Origin of the sequence: Acinetobacter sp. 16, from assembly GCF_033439925.1 — a bacterium.
Classification (GTDB): Bacteria; Pseudomonadota; Gammaproteobacteria; order Pseudomonadales; family Moraxellaceae; genus Acinetobacter; species Acinetobacter junii.
Map to the genome: position 1 here is coordinate 2977797 of NZ_CP137746.1, position 16872 is coordinate 2994668.

The window sequence follows — 16872 nt, forward strand, 5'->3', positions numbered from 1 at the left end:
CAGAAATCTTACTTTTTAATCGGTTTGCGCGGACCTTTACGGGTACGTGCGTTAGTTTTGGTGCGTTGTCCGCGAACAGGCAAGCTGCGACGATGACGAAGACCGCGGTAGCAGCCTAAATCCATTAAACGTTTAATGTTCATGGAAATTTCGCGACGTAAATCACCTTCGGTCGGAACCTTAGCAACTTCTGCACGAATCGCATCAAGCTGAGCATCATCTAATTCACGAATTTTTGTAGTCTCAGTGATACCTACAGCAGCTAAGATATTCTTAGCAGTGTGGCGGCCGATACCAAAAATATACGTGAGAGAGATAACAGCATGCTTGTTATCCGGAATGTTTACACCGGCAATACGAGCCATTCAATTTTCTCCAAAAAGGCAGTCAAGATAATCAACCGCCCCACAAAAATCTTGAGGGGCGGATAATAACCTAATTAGCCTACTGAAATCAACAGGTCTTAATTAAATTAACCTTGACGCTGCTTATGACGAGGTTCTGCGCTACAAATCACGCGAATAACCCCATTACGACGGATAACTTTACAGCTACCACAGATTTTCTTTACAGAAGCTTGTACTTTCATGATGAAACCTCTAAGTGCGCTTATCCCTGAGGATGAGCAGTCGTTTTTCTCATTAACGTTTGATTATCATATTGATGCGAAGTTAGATGCGCTTGAAGTTGCGCCATAAAATCCATCACTACAACAACTACAATAAGCAATGATGTTCCACCCAAATGGAATGGAATACCAAATGAACTTTGTAAAACCATCGGCATTAAGCACACAACGGTGATGTAGATTGCACCAATAAACGTCAAACGATTAAGGATATGATCTAAATAACGAGCCGTTTGCTCACCTGGGCGGATACCAGGCACATACGCTCCGCTACGTTTCAAATTCTCTGAAACTTCTTTCGGGCTAAAAACAAGCGCGGTATAGAAATAACAGAAGAAAATAATTAACGCACCAAAGAGCATTAAATATAACGGCTGTCCAGGCGATAACACCAATGCCAAGTCTTGCAGACTACGCTTAATAATCCCTGCATTAGGATCAGCACTACCTAGCCATTGCCCCAAACTCGCTGGAAATAATAACAATGAGCTTGCGAAAATTGCTGGGATTACACCTGCCATATTAATTTTCAATGGCAAATGTGTTTGCTGTGCAGTAAATACACGACGCCCTTGCTGTTTTTGAGCATAGTTCACTGGAATACGACGTTGTGCTTTTTCAATAAACACAATCGCAGCTAAAACTGCTAAAGATAATAATCCAAATACAGCTAAACCAATTAAACTACCTTGACCATTTTGTACTGTTGTAAATGACTGAATTACCAAGTTTGGTAAGCCTGCCACAATACCTGCGAAAATGATCATTGAGATACCATTACCGACACCACGTTCAGTAATTTGCTCCCCTAACCACATCAAGAACATTGTTCCAGCAACCAATGAAGTTACCGCTGGAACATAAAATGCCAATCCCGAAGTCAAAGTAATACCCTGACTAATGAGACCAGCACACATCCCCACCCCTTGCACTAGTGCAAGGAATAAAGTTCCGTAACGTGTATATTGATTAATCTTGCGTTTGCCTTGCTCGCCTTCTTTTTTCAAAGCCTCTAACGAAGGGATCACTGTCGACATTAACTGCACGATAATCGAAGCAGAAATATACGGCATGATACCTAACGCTAGAATCGACATGCGTTCTAATGCACCGCCAGAAAACATGTTAAATAAACCTAAGAAGGTACCTTCATTAGCTTTAAAAAAACGTGCCAGCGCTACATTATCAATACCCGGCAACGGAATATGCGCTCCTAGTCGAAAGACCAATAACGCGCCAATTAAAAACATTAATCGGCGGATAATTTCACGATATTTCACATGAAACGGCTGGCCTTTCATCATGTTAACATGACCAGTAGAACTAGGAGTCATAGACACTCGAGATTACTCCTCGACTTTACCGCCAGCAGCTTCAACAGCAGCTTTAGCGCCTTTAGTCAACGCAACACCTTGTACAGTGAACGCGCGAGTGATTTCACCAGAAAGCACGATGCGAGCACGAATCTGGTCACGACGAACAACATTCGCAGCTTTTAAAGTTTCAAGGCTAACGATGTCGCCTTCCACTTTATTCAACTCAGACAAACGCACTTCAGCAGTTTTCAAAGCGATTTGGCTAGTGAAACCGAATTTAGGTAAACGACGATATAACGCAGTTTGGCCGCCTTCAAAGCCTGGACGAGTACCACCACTTTTACGTGAGTTTTGACCCTTGATACCACGACCACCAGTTTTACCAACGCCAGAACCGATACCACGGCCTAAACGACGGTTTTCACGCTTTGCACCTTCAGCAGGTGAAAGTTCATTTAAACGCAGAGTCATGGCTTATTCCTCTACACTAACCATATAGTAAACTTTGTTGATCATACCACGGTTAGAAGGCGTATCTTGCACTTCTACAGTATGACCAATACGACGCAGACCTAGACCTTGTAGGCAAAGTTTATGATTTTTTAAACGATGCGAAGAAGATTTAGTCTGGGTAACTTTAATCGTTTTCATGATTGATTACCCTTGAATTTGTTCTACTGAAAGACCACGTTTCGCAGCGACTTTCTCAGGAGAAGTCATATCACGCAAACCTTTGAAAGTTGCGTTTACTACGTTAGCAGCATTAGTAGAGCCATAACATTTAGCAAGTACGTTATGTACACCTGCAGCTTCTAAAACGGCACGCATAGCACCACCAGCAATTACGCCAGTACCTTCAGAAGCAGGTTGCATGTATACACGGCTTGCACCATGACGAGCATTCACAGGGTGTTGTAAAGTAGTACCAGCAAGGTCTACAGTAATCATGTTGCGACGAGCAGCTTCAAGTGCTTTAGAAATAGCAGCTGGAACTTCACGTGCTTTACCACGACCAAAACCTACACGACCATTACCATCGCCCACAACAGTTAATGCTGTGAAAGAGAAGATACGACCACCTTTAACAACCTTGGCTACACGATCAACGGCAACCAGCTTTTCAACGAGACCTTCGTTTTGTTCAACTTTCGCCATGATTAGAACTCCAAGCCGCCTTCACGAGCAGCATCAGCCAAGGCTTTGATACGACCATGATATTTAAAACCAGAACGGTCAAATGCAACTTTAGTAACACCAGCTGCTTTAGCACGTTCTGCGATCAAAGCACCTACTTTAGTAGCCGCTTCAACGTTACCAGTAGTACCACTACGTAAAGATGCATCTAAAGTTGAAGCTTGCGCTAAAACTTTGCCACCATCTGCTGAAATAACCTGAGCATAGATGTGACGCGGAGTGCGGTTTACACACAAACGAGTCGCACCCAATGCACGGATGTGCAAGCGTGTGCTTTTCGCACGACGCAAACGGGTTTGTTTCTTTTCGTTCATAAGAACCTCGCGCCTTATTTCTTCTTAGCTTCTTTACGAAGAATAACTTCATCCGAATAACGAACACCTTTACCTTTATATGGTTCAGGAGAACGGTATGCACGGATTTCCGCTGCCACTTGACCTAACAACTGCTTGTTTGCTGATTTCAAAATGATTTCAGTTGCAGTTGGAGTTTCCGCTGTTACACCTTCAGGTAAAGCGTAGTCAATCGGGTGTGAATAACCTAATGCTAGGTTAACAACAGTACCTTTAACAGCAGCTTTGTAACCTACACCAACAAGTTGTAGTTTACGTTCGAAGCCTTCACTAACACCTTTTACAAGGTTGTTCAATACAGCGCGAGCAGTACCAGCTTGCATCCAAGCATCTTTCGATTCTTTTACTGGAGCAAGTTGAAGTTTACCTTCTTCCTGTTTTAGCTCGACCAGCGCATGCAGGTTGAAAGACAATGTACCTTTGCTGCCTTTCACTTCGACCTGCCGGCCGTTCTGAGTAACTGTTACACCATTAGGTACAGTTACTGGGGCTTTAGCCACACGAGACATGAGGAATCACCTATTAAGAAACAAAAGCAATAACTTCACCACCAACACCCGCAGCACGTGCAGCGCGATCAGTCATGATGCCTTTGCTTGTAGAAACAATTGCAATACCCAAACCTTGCTTAACGCTAGGAAGTTTATCTTTACCACGGTATTGACGTAGACCTGGACGGCTTACGCGCTTAACCGTTTCGATAACTGGTTTGCCTTCGAAATATTTTAGCGTAATAGTCAAAGTAGATTTTGCATCATCTTGAGCAACTTCTACATTTGAAATATAACCTTCTTGTTGAAGTACGTTTGCAATTGCAACTTTCAACTTAGAAGAAGGCATAGAAACAACTTGTTTCTTCGCCATTTGTGCGTTACGAACACGTGTTAACATGTCGGCAACGGTATCTTGCATACTCATTTAGTCGCTCCTTACCAGCTTGCCTTAACAACGCCTGGTACATCACCCTGCATTACTGTGTCACGTAATTTGTTACGGCTTAAACCGAACTTACGGAAGTAACCATGAGGACGACCAGTTAAACCACAGCGGTTACGAAGACGTACTGGAGATGCATTACGTGGCAATGCTTGTAACTTTAACATCGCTTCGAAACGTTCTTCGTCACTTGCGTTTACATTTGCAATCGTTGCTTTTAATTCAGCACGTTTTGCAGCGTATTTAGCAACTGTCTTTTCGCGTTTCAATTCGCGATTAATCATACCTTTCTTAGCCATATCGACCTCTTATTTGAACGGGAAGCCGAATGCACGCATAAGCGCACGGCCTTCGTCATCGCTACGAGCAGTTGTCGTAATTGTGATATCTAAACCACGAATACGATCAATCTTGTCAAAATCGATTTCAGGGAAAACGATTTGCTCTTTTAAACCCATAGAGTAGTTACCACGACCATCAAATGATTTTGAAGAAAAACCACGGAAGTCACGGATACGAGGAATCGCGATAGAGATCAAACGGTCCAAGAATTCGTACATTTGGTCGCCACGTAAAGTAACTTTACAACCAATTGGCCAACCATCACGGATTTTGAAACCAGCGATTGATTTACGAGCAAGTGTCACAACTGGTTTTTGACCAGCAATGAGTTGCATATCAGCAACAGCACCGTCTAATAATTTCTTATCAGTTGCAGCTGCGCCTACACCCATGTTAAGAGTGATTTTTGTGATGCGTGGAATTTCCATCACATTCTTAATGCCAAGTTCTTCTTTTAACTTTGCTTTAAGTTCGTCATTGTAACGTGCTTTAAGTCTGGCCATTGCCTTTTCAACCTATTACTTCGCTGCCGCCACTGATTCACCATTTGATTTATAAACACGAGTTTTCGTGCCATCAATCACTTGGTAACCAACACGGTCAGCCTTTTGGGTTGTAGCATTAAAAATTGCCACGTTAGAGATATGAAGCGTCGCCTCTTGAGTAACGATACCGCCTTCAGCGCCTGTTACACGGTTTGGCTTTTGATGCTTCTTCACCAAGTTAAGACCTTCGACCTTAACTCGATCTTCAGAAACAGACAAAACAACACCTTGTTTGCCTTTTTCTTTACCTGCGATCACAATTACTTGATCGCCTTTTTTAATCTTAGCCATGATTGCCTCTTATAGAACTTCAGGAGCCAATGAAATGATTTTCATGAACTGTTCAGTACGAAGTTCACGAGTCACTGGTCCGAAGATACGAGTAGCAATCGGAGCTTTGTTGTTATTCAAAATAACAGCTGCGTTATCGTCGAAACGAATAACTGAACCATCTGGACGACGGATGCCGAATTTTGTACGAACAACTACAGCATTCATCACGTCACCTTTTTTAACACGTGCGCGTGGGATTGCTTCTTTTACAGTAACTTTAATAATGTCGCCAACAGAAGCATAACGACGATGTGAACCACCTAGTACTTTAATACATTGTACGCGGCGTGCACCACTGTTGTCTGCTACGTCGAGCATACTTTCGGTTTGAATCATTGCCCTACTCCAAAACCGAGCATCACCGGTCACAATTTCGAAAGGCTCAAAGAGTACTCGAAATTGTCCGATGATGCAACAAGAACGTCTAATTACTCAGCAGCAGCTTCAACTACTTCCACTAAAGTCCAAGCTTTAGTTTTAGAAATTGGGCGGCTTTCTTTGATGGTTACCAAGTCGCCTAATTTAGCAACATTGTTCTCATCATGAGCGTGTAATTTAGTTGAACGGCGGATTGATTTGCCATACAACGGGTGTTGAACGCGGCGTTCAATAAGCACAACAATAGATTTGTCCATTTTGTCGCTTACGACTTTGCCGGTTAACGTGCGGACTGTTTTTTCACTCATTGTCCGTTCCCCTGTTTTTCGGTAAGGAGTGTCTTGATACGAGCAATTGTCTTACGAGCAATTTGCACTTCGTGCGATTTGCCCAACTGACCAGTTGCTTTCGCCATACGAAGACGGAATTGGTTAAGCTGTTGCTCATCAAGCATCGCTTTCAACTCTTCTACCGATTTTTCACGTAGATCTTTAGTTTTCATTACATTACCGTCCGAGTCACGATAGTGGTTTTAAACGGAAGTTTAGCAGCAGCTAAAGCAAAAGCTTCACGCGCTAATTCATCGTTCACACCTTCAATTTCGTACAGGATCTTACCTGGCTGAATCTGGCAAACCCAGTATTCCACGCTACCCTTACCTTTACCCATACGAACTTCTAATGGTTTTTCGGTAATTGGTTTATCCGGGAACACACGGATGAAGATTTTACCACCACGCTTAATACGACGGCTAATGGTACGACGACAAGCTTCGATTTGACGCGCAGTCATACGACCACGTTCAGTCGCTTTAATCGCAATCGAACCAAATGATACTGTACTACCACGATGCGCTAGACCAGTGTTACGGCCTTTGTGCACTTTACGGAATTTGGTACGTTTAGGTTGCAACATGGATTATTCTCCCTTGTCAGCAGCACGGTCACCGCGACGACCACGACGCTCTTGACCTTCACCACGACCACGACCACGTTTAGCTGGACGCTCTTCAGCAGGAGCAGGGTTCATGACTTGTTTCATGCCACCTAAGATCTCGCCACGGAAAATCCAAACTTTAACACCGATCGTACCGTAAGTTGTTTCAGCACGCATAGTTGCATAGTCGATATCAGCACGAAGAGTATGCAAAGGAACACGACCTTCACGATACCATTCAGTACGAGCAATCTCTGCACCACCTAAACGGCCAGAAACTTCAACTTTGATACCTTTCGCGCCAGCACGCATAGTGTTTTGAACCGCACGCTTCATAGCACGACGGAACATTACACGCTTTTCTAATTGAGAAGCGATTGCTTCAGCAACTAAACGAGCATCTAAGTCTGGGCGATCAATTTCGTTGATGCTAACTTGCGCTGGAACACCCATAATGTTGGTGAGTTCGCGCTGTAATTTCTCAATATCTTCGCCTTTTTTACCGATAACGATACCAGGACGAGCAGTGCTAATAGTTACTTTAGCAGCGCCTGTAGGACGTTCGATAAGAATATTGCTTACCATCGCATTCTTAAGTTTTTTAGTTAAAAACTCACGAACTTGAAGATCTTTAAGCAAGTATTCAGCGTATTGTTTCGGACTCGCATACCAGTTAGCGTTATGGCGTTTCACAACACCTAGGCGGATACCGATTGGATGAACCTTCTGACCCATATCAAACCCCTACCTTAACGGTGATGTGACAAGTACGCTTTGTAATACGATCCGCACGGCCTTTAGCACGTGGCAAAATACGTTTAAGGCTCATACCTTCATCAACGTAAATCGTAGTTACTTTAAGATCGTCAACATCTAAGCTGTTGTTGTGTTCAGCATTTGCAATTGCAGATTCAAGCGCTTTTTTAACAAGCACAGCTGCTTTTTTGTTGCTGAAGTTCAAAATATCTAGCGCGCGCGCAACCGATTTACCACGGATCAAATCAGCAACTAAACGTGCTTTTTGTGCCGAGATAGCGGCACCGCGTAATTTTGCAGTTACTTCCATCATAGCACCTATTAACGTTTAGACTTCTTATCAACACCGTGACCACGATAGGTACGAGTTGGTGCGAATTCACCAAGCTTATGACCAACCATATGCTCAGTAACAATTACTGGAACATGGTTACGACCATTGTGAACAGAAATTGTTAAACCAACAAAATCTGGAAGGATCATTGAACGACGTGACCAAGTCTTGATCGGCTTACGGTTGTTAGCTGCAATTGCTGCTTCAACTTTAGCGAACAAGTGTGCGTCGACGAATGGACCTTTTTTTAATGAACGAGGCATTATTCAGATTCCTTTACTTGACGCGACGGTCGCGAATAATCATCTTAGTCGTACGCTTATTGGTACGTGTCTTGTACCCTTTAGCTTTTTGACCCCATGGGCTTACAGGTTGAATACCTTTGCTACGCCCTTCACCACCACCGTGTGGATGGTCAACCGGGTTCATCGCCATACCACGAACAGTAGGACGAACACCGCGCCAGCGTGAAGCACCAGCTTTACCCAATGAACGAAGGTTGCTTTCTTGGTTAGAAACTTCACCAATTACAGCACGACATTCAACGTGGATTTTACGCATTTCACCAGAACGTAAACGAACGATTGCGTAAGAACCATCACGACCTAACAACTGAACTGAAGTACCAGCAGAACGTGCTAATTGAGCACCTTTACCGATTTTAAGTTCAACGTTGTGAAGTGTAGAACCGATAGGCATATTACGAAGCGGTAAGCAGTTACCTGGACGAATTGGAGCATCGTTACCAGATTGTACTTTATCGCCAGCACGCAAACCTTTAGGTGCGATGATGTAACGACGCTCACCGTCAGCATACAAAACTAATGCAATGTGTGCAGTACGGTTAGGATCATATTCAATACGCTCTACAGTCGCTGGAATACCATCTTTGTTACGTTTAAAGTCAACGAGACGATAGTGTTGTTTGTGTCCACCACCAACGTGACGAGTCGTAATGTGACCGTTGTTGTTACGACCACCAGTACGTTTTTTAGCTTCAACCAACGGTGCATAAGGTGCGCCTTTGTGAAGATGGTCATGAACCACTTTCTCTACAAAGCGACGTCCTGGAGACGTTGGCTTACATTTTTGAATCGGCATAATTTTCGTCCTTACTCCGCTGCGTTTTCAGCGGTATCGCCCAAGTCAGCCATTTCTACATCTTGGCCAGCTTTCAGGGTGACGTATGCTTTTTTAACATCAGAACGACGTCCTAATGTACGACCAAAGCGTTTTGTTTTACCTTTAGTGATCGTTGTATTTACTTTCACAACTTCAACACCAAAGAGCTGCTCAACTGCTTTCTTGATTTCAAGCTTGTTTGCATTTAATGCAACTTTAAATACTTGAACACCAGCAGTATCACCTAAAACTTGTGCTTTTTCTGAGAATACTGGTCCTTGTAGGACTTGATATAAACGTTCGTTGTTCATCCGAGTTCTACCTCAATTTTCTTAGCAGCAGCTACAGACATGACAACTTTATCGAATGCGATCAAGCTAACAGGATCAATTGCAGTTGCGTCCACCACATCTACATGTGGGAGGTTGCGAGCTGCAAGATACAAGTTCTCATCTACAGCATCTGTAACGATCAATGCACGAGTTGCATTTAAGTCGTTAAGTTTTGCAAGCAATTCTTTAGTTTTTGGAGCCGCAACAGCAAACTCTTCAACTAATACAAGACGATCTTGGCGAACAAGTTCAGCTAAGATACATTGCATTGCACCGCGGTACATTTTGCGGTTAACTTTTTGAGACCAATCTTGTGGGCGAGCAGCAAAAGTTTTACCACCACCTACCCAGATTGGGCTACGAATAGAACCAGCACGAGCGCGACCAGTACCTTTTTGACGGAATGGCTTTTTACCACCGCCAGAAACATCTGCACGTGATTTGTGAGCACGAGTACCTTGACGACCACCAGCTAAGTAAGCTGTAACAACTTGGTGTACAAGAGCTTCGTTAAATTCACGTCCGAAAGCAACTTCAGACAATTCAACAGCAGAGCCGGAAACAGTTTTTAAATTCACAGTATTTCCCCTCAGGCCTTGATGGTAGGACGCACGATAACGTCGCCGCCAGTTGAACCAGGAATAGCACCCTTAACAACTAAAACTGAACGTTCAGCGTCAATAGATACAATTTCAAGACCTTGAACTGTTACGCGTTCATCACCTAAGTGACCAGCCATTTTCTTGCCTTTGAACACGCGACCAGGTGTTTGGTTTTGACCTGTAGAACCTAAAACACGGTGAGATACAGAGTTACCATGTGTAGCATCTTGCGTACGGAAGTTCCAACGCTTAACACCACCTTGGAAGCCTTTACCTTTAGACTGACCAGTTACGTCAACAATTTGACCAACAGTGAACAAGTCAACACCGATAGAACCACCAACTTCACGACCTTCAAGCTCAGCTTCAGTAACACGGAACTCTTTAACTAAACGACCAGCAGCAACACCAGCTTTCGCAAAGTGACCTTTCTGAGCGCTAGTTACGCGCGATTCGCGACGTTCACCAGTAGTTACTTGAATTGCTTGATAACCATCAGTTTCAAGTGTTTTGATTTGCGTAATGCGGTTTGGATCGACTTCGATAACTGTAACAGGTACAGATACACCAGCATCTGTAAAGATGCGAGTCATACCACATTTGCGACCGACTAAACCAATAGCCATGTGCATAAACCTCTAAAAAAGCGGCTTAATTAACTTAGAGTTAATTAACCGAAAGCCTTAACCCAAAGCGATCTGAACATCAACACCAGCAGCAAGATCCAACTTCATCAATGCATCAACAGTTTTATCTGTAGGTTGAACGATGTCGATCAAACGCTTATAGGTGCGGATTTCGTACTGATCACGAGCGTCTTTGTTGACGTGTGGTGAAGTAAGAACGTTGAAGCGTTCGATGCGAGTAGGCATCGGAATTGGACCACACACTTGTGCGCCAGTACGCTTAGCGGTTTCTACGATCTCTTGAGCAGATTGATCAATCAGACGATGATCAAAAGACTTCAAACGGATACGAATTCTCTGGTTAGACATACCAGTAAACTCCAAGCCAAATATATAAAGAATCACCCATGACGCACCTCACCTTTTGGCAAGTGTCAAGGGCAGTGAAAATCACTATGGTCGTGATCGATGCCACGACTGTAATGCGTTAACTACTTTCTTCGTAGAAAACGCCCTCCATTTGAGGGTCGCCCATTATAGCGATTGTTTAAGTCTTATGCAATTCTTCTTTTATTTTTTACCGTTAAAAAATCAATTTAAGCGCTTACAACATATTCAATTGCTTGATTAAGCAAATCGTTGCCTTGTTGAAATTTATTTTGGTTTGTTTTTTTGAGCTCAGCGATTGATTGAACAAATTCCCCATTAAACACAGCCATGTCTTCTTCATTTTCGATCAACAATTGCAATGCATGTGGCGTCATTTCGGGATGAAACTGAAAACCTAAAACATTACGACCGATTTGATAAAGTTGATTTCTACATACTTCATTTTCTGCTAAACGGATACCACCTCTAGGTATTTCAAAGGTCTCGCTATGCCATTGCATAATGTTAATTTTCTCTGGAATTTGAAAACAATTTTCAGGTATGTGTGAAGCTCGACCAACATCCATCCACCCCAACTCTTGATATTGATTACGGCTAACCGCAGCACCAAGTGCATTTGCAATTAACTGCCCACCGAGACATAAGCCTATAGCAGGCTTTCCTGATGCCAAATAACGACGCAACCATCTTTTTTCCAATTTTAACCATGGGTAATTTGCTTCATCATTCACACTCATCGTACCACCCATGATAATTAACAAATCCACCTCATCTACATGTGGCAATGCTTCCAATTCCAATGGCAGGTCGACGGGCAAAGCAAAAAACTCTGTTGCCGTGATTTTTGCTTTATGTGCTTTCAAGAAATTGTAACAACTACCAAAACCTTCACCTGCGATGTGCTGAAAATAATGCACTCTTAAATGCGACTTCATGCGCTAAAACCTATTATCGTTAGAATGATATTAAGTCTTAGCAAAAATAAAGCCAGTTTCATTCAATCTATTTGATCTGTAACGATTGTGTACAAAACACCTGAACAACTAGCAGAATTGTTGTTTTTCTCTTAACCTAAATCCATCTATTGATTTGATTTAGCACCATGACTAAGCACCAAAATGCACAAACCAACCTTATTCACGCACCAAGAAAAGCCCCTCAATATATAGAAACTGTTCAACCTCCCCTATATCGTGCATCTACCATTATTTTTAAAAGCACATCGCACCTTTTTGATCGTCATTGGACAGATCCCTATGACTATAGCTACGGCACACATGGCACACCAACAACATTTACGCTAGGCGATAACATCGCTCAAATTGAAGGCGGTTTGTTTAGCTTACTTGCACCGAGTGGTTTATCTGCGATCAATTTAGTCAATAGTACTCTTTTAAATTCAGGCGATGAGGTATGGATTGCAGATAATATTTATGGTCCAAATTTAGAGCACCTCAACAACCTTCAAACTCGTTATGGCATTCAAGTTAAAGTTTATAATCCGATTGATATTGATAGTTTCACACCTTCAGAAAAAGCGAAGCTAATTTGGCTCGAAGCAGCTGGTTCTGTCAGTTTAGAATTTCCTGATTTAAAAAAACTAGTCAAAAAAGCCAAGCAATTTAATCTCCTCACCGCCCTAGATAACACTTGGGGGGCTGGTCTGGCATTTAATGCATTTGATTTCTCTGATGAACATTTATCGGTTGATGTAACAGTACACGCTCTTACCAAATATCCAAGTGGTGGTGGAGACATCCTCATGGGCTCGGTTGTAACACGCGATCAAAATTTACATCATAAACTTTATCGCATGCATGCAATCCAAGGCATATCTGTTTCAGGTGATGATACTGCGCAAATTCAACGTAGTTTGGCGCATATGTCGCTACGTTATGAACAGCAATCTCAAAGCACACTAAGATTATTAGATTGGCTAAAACAACAGCCTCAATTTACTCAAGTTTTACACCCAAGTCTTTCTGATTCAGCTGGACATCAATTTTGGAAAGAGGTTTGCACCACAGGCAAGAGTGCTGGCTTGGCAAGTGTAATCTTTGATTCAAGATATGATATGCATGCAGTTCGTAGATTTTGCGATAACTTAAAACTATTCAAACTTGGTTTTAGTTGGGGTGGACCTGTAAGTTTGGTGATGCTCTATGATTTAAAACAGATGCGTGCATTGGAAAATACACATTTACAACAAGGTTTATTGGTTCGTTTCTGTATAGGACTAGAAGATCCTGCGGATTTAATTCAAGATATTCAAAACGCATTAAAACAACTGGAATGACTCTTATAATAGGTGAAGAATGAGTACAACCATCGTAATTGCAAAAAAAACCACAGATACAACACAAGATATTGTTCTACATTCTCAATTTGCTAACCGCCATGGTCTGATTGCTGGTGCAACCGGTACAGGAAAAACAGTAACTCTAAAAGTACTTGCTGAGAGTTTTTCTCGTATCGGTGTCCCTGTTTTTCTAGCAGATGCGAAAGGTGATGTTTCAAGCCTAGCCAAAGCAGGTTCAAGCAGCCCCAAATTTGATGAACGCATTAAAAGTCTGCATCTGGATTCTGTTCCATTTGCAGCTTCACCTGTTATTTTCTGGGATCTATTTGGTCAACAAGGACACCCTATTCGAACCACAATTTCTGAAATAGGCCCTTTATTATTAGCGCAGATGCTAAATTTAAACGATACACAAGAAGGTGTATTGTCCGCAGTATTTAGAATCGCAGATGATCAAGGGCTTCTCCTCATCGACTTTAAAGATCTAAAGGCGATGCTAACTTATGTCAGTGAAAATGCTGCTGAACTGAAAAATGAGTATGGCAATCTCTCTCCTGCCAGTATTGGTGCGATACAACGCAATCTGCTTGCGTTAGCAGATCAAGGTGGAGATCAGTTTTTTGGTGAACCAAGTTTGAATATTCTAGATTTTATTCAAACAGATACTCAAGGTCATGGCTATATCAATCTTCTCGCTGCAGATAAGTTGATGAATACCCCAAAACTTTATGCAACATTCTTGCTTTGGATGCTCTCAGAATTATTTGAGCAACTACCCGAAGTTGGCGATATGGATAAGCCTAAACTTGTCTTCTTCTTTGATGAAGCACATTTATTGTTTTCCAATGCTAGTCCAGCTTTGCAAGAGAAAATTGAACAAGTGGTTCGTTTAATTCGCTCGAAGGGTGTAGGAATCTACTTTATCACTCAAAACCCACTTGATTTACCAGAAAGTGTTCTAGGTCAACTCGGAAATCGAGTACAACATGCTTTACGTGCTTTTACACCTAAAGATCAAAAAGCGGTCAAAACCGCAGCTGACACTTTCCGAGCCAATCCTGATTTTAAGGTTGATCAAGCGATTACTGAACTAGCTGTAGGTGAGGCTTTGATTAGTTGTTTGGATGAACAAGGCACCCCTCAGATTGTTGAGCGTGGTTGGGTGATGCCCCCATATTCCTCTTTTAGCCCAATCACCCCTGAAGAACGACAGGTGATGATGGGGCAAAGTATTGTTGCTGGGGTTTATGATCAAGCCTTAGATCGTGACAGCGCTTACGAACTTTTACAGAAAAAAGTATTACAACAGTCTCAGCAAAAGCAAGCTGACGAACTCGCTAAGCAGCAAGTAAAGGAACAAGAAACCCTCGCAAAGCAACAAGCAAAAGAACAAGAGCGATTTGCCAAAGAGCAACAAAAAGCGGCAGAAAAAGCGCAACGTGATCGTGAAAAGCTCACACAAGACATTGTCGGTACATTTGCAAAAAGTGCTGCCCGAAGCTTAGGTGGTAGCACTGGACAAAAAATAGTGCGTGGATTACTCGGCTCATTATTCGGAAAATAAAAAAATCTCAAAAATAAGGGATAATTAATTATCCCTTATCTTTTTTATGGTTTTTATTATAAGATGTATTGCAAATACATTTTATAAGGTGTATTTTAAATATATCTTATAAAATGATAGTCCAGAGAGATCACTCATGACTCCACAGCAAATTGAACTCGTAAAAGCAACTGTTCCTGTCTTACGTGAAAATGGTGTCGCATTAACAGGTTATTTCTATAATCGTATGTTAGGAAATAATCCTGCACTCAAAGAAACCTTTAACATGGGTCATCAACGCAGTGGTGCTCAAGCTCAAGCACTCGCAGGAGCTGTTTTAGCGTACGCAGAAAATATTGAAGATCCATCTGTGCTTTTGCCTGTGGTGGAACTGATCGCTCATAAACATGTCAGCCTCAATATCCAAGCGCCTGATTACAATATTGTGGGTGAAAATTTATTACATTCGATCAGTGAAGTACTGAATATCTCAATGGAAGATCCCTTGATTGCGGCATGGGCTGCCGCTTATGGACAACTAGCAGATTTGTTTATCAGCACTGAAAAAGCGATCTACGACCAACATCAACAAACTAAAGGCAGTTGGTTAGGGTGGCGTAATTTTAAAATCGCTAAAAAAGTGATTGAAAGTGACGAAATTACGTCGTTTTATTTAGCACCTGTCGATGGCGGTGATTTACCAAACTACGAAGCTGGCCAATATATTTCAGTACGTGTTTTTGTCCCAGAACTCAATTTGAGACAACCTCGTCAATACACTTTATCAACAAGTCCACAAGCAGACTATTTACGTATTTCAGTGAAACGTGAAGATGCGAAAGGTGAGCTTGCCGAAGGCTGGGTATCAAATACATTACATAGTTTAGCGGAAGGTTCTGAAATCGAAGTTTCTGCTCCTACAGGTAACTTTTATCTGATAGATAGTAAAAAACGTAATGTATTTATCAGTGGTGGTGTAGGTTTAACCCCAATGATAGCTATGCTGAATCAATTAGTTACTTTAGATATGCCACAACCAGTAACGTTTATACATGCATGTCGTAGCAGTCAAGTTCATGCTATGAAACAACATATTCATGATCTTAAAGCTAAATTTCCTCGTCTAAGCACATTTACGGCGTATGAATTTCCACATGATGGGGATGTATTAGGCGTGGATTATGAAGCAGCTGGTCGTTTAGATTTAGGGTCTATGGATGCAGCACTATTACCAACAACTGCTGATTATTATTTATGTGGTCCGATGCCATTTATGGCTGAACAACACAAAGCACTTGTTGCACGAGGCATCCCTGCTGAAAATATTCATAGCGAAGCATTTGGCACAGGTGGTGTAAAACTTAGCTAATTAATGCTGCGTTTTGTATAAGGCTAGCCTATGATAGACTAGCCTTTTCTATTTATCGCAATAGATTGAGTGAAACAATGCAACTCAATAAATTTACAGATTATGCACTCAGAATCCTGATGTATGTCGCCCGCCCGAGAGAGATACCCTACACTATTGCTGATATTGCAAAAGATTTGCATGTTTCACAAAACCACCTCGTTAAAATTGTACATTTCATGGGTAAACAACAATGGATTGTTACTACACGAGGCAAAGGCGGTGGAATTCGATTAAATCCGTCAGCACGGACACTTCGACTTGGTGAAATTGTCCGTGTTTTACAAGGTCATCAGCAAATTGTGGAATGCAATACCCCCCCTTGCATCTTGCGCTCTCAATGTGGTCTGAAAGGCATTCTCGATCAAGCACTTGAAAGCTTTTATCATAGCTTAGATCAATATACTTTGGGTGAAGTGGTTCAACACGGTATACTCCCATCTTCCACTCGATCAGATATTACATTCTTAGAACTGGTCCAAAAAGCTTAGATTTAGGA

At 42.1% G+C, this 16872-nt stretch carries 28 protein-coding genes and 1 pseudogene; 4 read left to right on the forward strand and 25 right to left on the reverse strand.

Translation table 11 applies throughout. The annotated features are described in order from the left end of the window. Nucleotides 1–8: 8 nt before the first annotated feature. From rpsM to R2H34_RS14520, 25 genes and pseudogenes are all read right to left on the reverse strand, one after another. Nucleotides 9–365, reverse strand: a complete 357-nt coding sequence (gene rpsM / locus R2H34_RS14400; RefSeq protein ID WP_000090815.1) for a 30S ribosomal protein S13 — start codon at nucleotides 363–365, stop codon at nucleotides 9–11. Between the two features lie 107 nt (nucleotides 366–472). Further along, nucleotides 473–589, reverse strand: a complete 117-nt coding sequence (gene rpmJ, locus R2H34_RS14405; protein ID WP_000867907.1) for a 50S ribosomal protein L36 — start codon at nucleotides 587–589, stop codon at nucleotides 473–475. 20 nt (nucleotides 590–609) lie between these two features. Then, nucleotides 610–1929 (reverse strand): preprotein translocase subunit SecY, encoded by a 1320-nt coding sequence (gene secY / locus R2H34_RS14410; RefSeq protein WP_171053828.1) that lies wholly within the window; start codon nucleotides 1927–1929, stop codon nucleotides 610–612. Between the two features lie 45 nt (nucleotides 1930–1974). Then, nucleotides 1975–2415, reverse strand: coding sequence for a 50S ribosomal protein L15 (rplO, locus tag R2H34_RS14415; protein WP_004964322.1), 441 nt, complete (start codon nucleotides 2413–2415; stop codon nucleotides 1975–1977). Nucleotides 2416–2418: 3 nt separating this feature from the next. Then, complete coding sequence (gene rpmD, locus R2H34_RS14420; protein WP_000849088.1) at nucleotides 2419–2595, reverse strand: 50S ribosomal protein L30; 177 nt, start codon at nucleotides 2593–2595, stop codon at nucleotides 2419–2421. Between the two features lie 6 nt (nucleotides 2596–2601). After that, nucleotides 2602–3099 (reverse strand): 30S ribosomal protein S5, encoded by a 498-nt coding sequence (gene rpsE / locus R2H34_RS14425; RefSeq protein WP_004657688.1) that lies wholly within the window; start codon nucleotides 3097–3099, stop codon nucleotides 2602–2604. A gap of 2 nt (nucleotides 3100–3101) precedes the next feature. Next, nucleotides 3102–3452: a 50S ribosomal protein L18 gene (gene rplR, locus R2H34_RS14430; protein WP_004641044.1), complete on the reverse strand. Its 351-nt coding sequence runs from the start codon at nucleotides 3450–3452 to the stop codon at nucleotides 3102–3104. Between the two features lie 14 nt (nucleotides 3453–3466). Continuing rightward, nucleotides 3467–4000 carry a 50S ribosomal protein L6 gene (gene rplF / locus R2H34_RS14435; RefSeq protein ID WP_004909344.1) on the reverse strand — a complete coding sequence of 178 codons (534 nt, stop codon included), beginning with the start codon at nucleotides 3998–4000 and terminating at the stop codon, nucleotides 3467–3469. A 13-nt stretch (nucleotides 4001–4013) separates the two neighbouring features. Beyond that, nucleotides 4014–4409, reverse strand: coding sequence for a 30S ribosomal protein S8 (rpsH, locus tag R2H34_RS14440; RefSeq protein ID WP_004964328.1), 396 nt, complete (start codon nucleotides 4407–4409; stop codon nucleotides 4014–4016). Between the two features lie 11 nt (nucleotides 4410–4420). Beyond that, nucleotides 4421–4726 carry a 30S ribosomal protein S14 gene (gene rpsN / locus R2H34_RS14445; protein ID WP_001074624.1) on the reverse strand — a complete coding sequence of 102 codons (306 nt, stop codon included), beginning with the start codon at nucleotides 4724–4726 and terminating at the stop codon, nucleotides 4421–4423. Between the two features lie 9 nt (nucleotides 4727–4735). Continuing rightward, nucleotides 4736–5272: a 50S ribosomal protein L5 gene (rplE, locus tag R2H34_RS14450; protein WP_004909351.1), complete on the reverse strand. Its 537-nt coding sequence runs from the start codon at nucleotides 5270–5272 to the stop codon at nucleotides 4736–4738. A gap of 15 nt (nucleotides 5273–5287) precedes the next feature. Next, a complete protein-coding gene (gene rplX, locus R2H34_RS14455; protein ID WP_004909354.1) occupies nucleotides 5288–5605 on the reverse strand; it encodes a 50S ribosomal protein L24 in 318 nt (105 codons plus the stop codon). A 9-nt stretch (nucleotides 5606–5614) separates the two neighbouring features. Next, nucleotides 5615–5983, reverse strand: a complete 369-nt coding sequence (gene rplN, locus R2H34_RS14460) for a 50S ribosomal protein L14 (protein WP_004657680.1) — start codon at nucleotides 5981–5983, stop codon at nucleotides 5615–5617. Nucleotides 5984–6075: 92 nt separating this feature from the next. After that, nucleotides 6076–6333, reverse strand: a complete 258-nt coding sequence (rpsQ, locus tag R2H34_RS14465) for a 30S ribosomal protein S17 (RefSeq protein ID WP_004657679.1) — start codon at nucleotides 6331–6333, stop codon at nucleotides 6076–6078. Further along, nucleotides 6330–6527 (reverse strand): 50S ribosomal protein L29, encoded by a 198-nt coding sequence (gene rpmC / locus R2H34_RS14470; RefSeq protein WP_004909358.1) that lies wholly within the window; start codon nucleotides 6525–6527, stop codon nucleotides 6330–6332. Before rpmC ends, rpsQ begins: the two co-directional genes overlap by 4 nt. After that, nucleotides 6527–6940 (reverse strand): 50S ribosomal protein L16, encoded by a 414-nt coding sequence (rplP, locus tag R2H34_RS14475; protein ID WP_004641059.1) that lies wholly within the window; start codon nucleotides 6938–6940, stop codon nucleotides 6527–6529. The genes rpmC and rplP overlap by 1 nt, the downstream gene beginning before the upstream one ends. After that, nucleotides 6880–7696, reverse strand: a pseudogene (rpsC, locus tag R2H34_RS14480) (30S ribosomal protein S3). The gene rplP and the pseudogene rpsC overlap by 61 nt, the downstream one beginning before the upstream one ends. A gap of 1 nt (nucleotide 7697) precedes the next feature. Further along, complete coding sequence (rplV, locus tag R2H34_RS14485; protein ID WP_004683272.1) at nucleotides 7698–8027, reverse strand: 50S ribosomal protein L22; 330 nt, start codon at nucleotides 8025–8027, stop codon at nucleotides 7698–7700. 11 nt (nucleotides 8028–8038) lie between these two features. Beyond that, complete coding sequence (gene rpsS / locus R2H34_RS14490; protein WP_004641066.1) at nucleotides 8039–8314, reverse strand: 30S ribosomal protein S19; 276 nt, start codon at nucleotides 8312–8314, stop codon at nucleotides 8039–8041. A gap of 13 nt (nucleotides 8315–8327) precedes the next feature. Continuing rightward, nucleotides 8328–9152 (reverse strand): 50S ribosomal protein L2, encoded by an 825-nt coding sequence (gene rplB / locus R2H34_RS14495; RefSeq protein WP_004909365.1) that lies wholly within the window; start codon nucleotides 9150–9152, stop codon nucleotides 8328–8330. Between the two features lie 11 nt (nucleotides 9153–9163). After that, complete coding sequence (gene rplW, locus R2H34_RS14500) at nucleotides 9164–9484, reverse strand: 50S ribosomal protein L23 (RefSeq protein WP_004877633.1); 321 nt, start codon at nucleotides 9482–9484, stop codon at nucleotides 9164–9166. Then, on the reverse strand, nucleotides 9481–10083 hold the full coding sequence (rplD, locus tag R2H34_RS14505) for a 50S ribosomal protein L4 (RefSeq protein ID WP_004909368.1): 603 nt from the start codon (nucleotides 10081–10083) through the stop codon (nucleotides 9481–9483). Before rplD ends, rplW begins: the two co-directional genes overlap by 4 nt. Nucleotides 10084–10094: 11 nt before the next feature. Then, the gene (rplC, locus tag R2H34_RS14510; RefSeq protein ID WP_004909372.1) at nucleotides 10095–10733 is read right to left on the reverse strand and encodes a 50S ribosomal protein L3; all 639 of its coding nucleotides are present in this window, start codon (nucleotides 10731–10733) and stop codon (nucleotides 10095–10097) included. A 57-nt stretch (nucleotides 10734–10790) separates the two neighbouring features. Then, a complete protein-coding gene (rpsJ, locus tag R2H34_RS14515) occupies nucleotides 10791–11102 on the reverse strand; it encodes a 30S ribosomal protein S10 (RefSeq protein WP_000070912.1) in 312 nt (103 codons plus the stop codon). Nucleotides 11103–11329: 227 nt separating this feature from the next. Further along, complete coding sequence (locus R2H34_RS14520; protein WP_004909373.1) at nucleotides 11330–12058, reverse strand: type 1 glutamine amidotransferase; 729 nt, start codon at nucleotides 12056–12058, stop codon at nucleotides 11330–11332. A gap of 167 nt (nucleotides 12059–12225) precedes the next feature. Between R2H34_RS14520 and R2H34_RS14525 the strand changes: the two genes are divergently transcribed. From R2H34_RS14525 to R2H34_RS14540, 4 genes are all read left to right on the forward strand, one after another. Continuing rightward, on the forward strand, nucleotides 12226–13419 hold the full coding sequence (locus tag R2H34_RS14525) for a PLP-dependent transferase (protein WP_004964337.1): 1194 nt from the start codon (nucleotides 12226–12228) through the stop codon (nucleotides 13417–13419). Nucleotides 13420–13438: 19 nt separating this feature from the next. Further along, complete coding sequence (locus R2H34_RS14530) at nucleotides 13439–14986, forward strand: helicase HerA-like domain-containing protein (protein ID WP_004964340.1); 1548 nt, start codon at nucleotides 13439–13441, stop codon at nucleotides 14984–14986. 136 nt (nucleotides 14987–15122) lie between these two features. After that, nucleotides 15123–16334 carry an NO-inducible flavohemoprotein gene (gene hmpA / locus R2H34_RS14535; protein ID WP_279675935.1) on the forward strand — a complete coding sequence of 404 codons (1212 nt, stop codon included), beginning with the start codon at nucleotides 15123–15125 and terminating at the stop codon, nucleotides 16332–16334. Nucleotides 16335–16411: 77 nt separating this feature from the next. Further along, nucleotides 16412–16864, forward strand: a complete 453-nt coding sequence (locus R2H34_RS14540; protein ID WP_282896696.1) for an RrF2 family transcriptional regulator — start codon at nucleotides 16412–16414, stop codon at nucleotides 16862–16864. Nucleotides 16865–16872 lie beyond the last annotated feature (8 nt).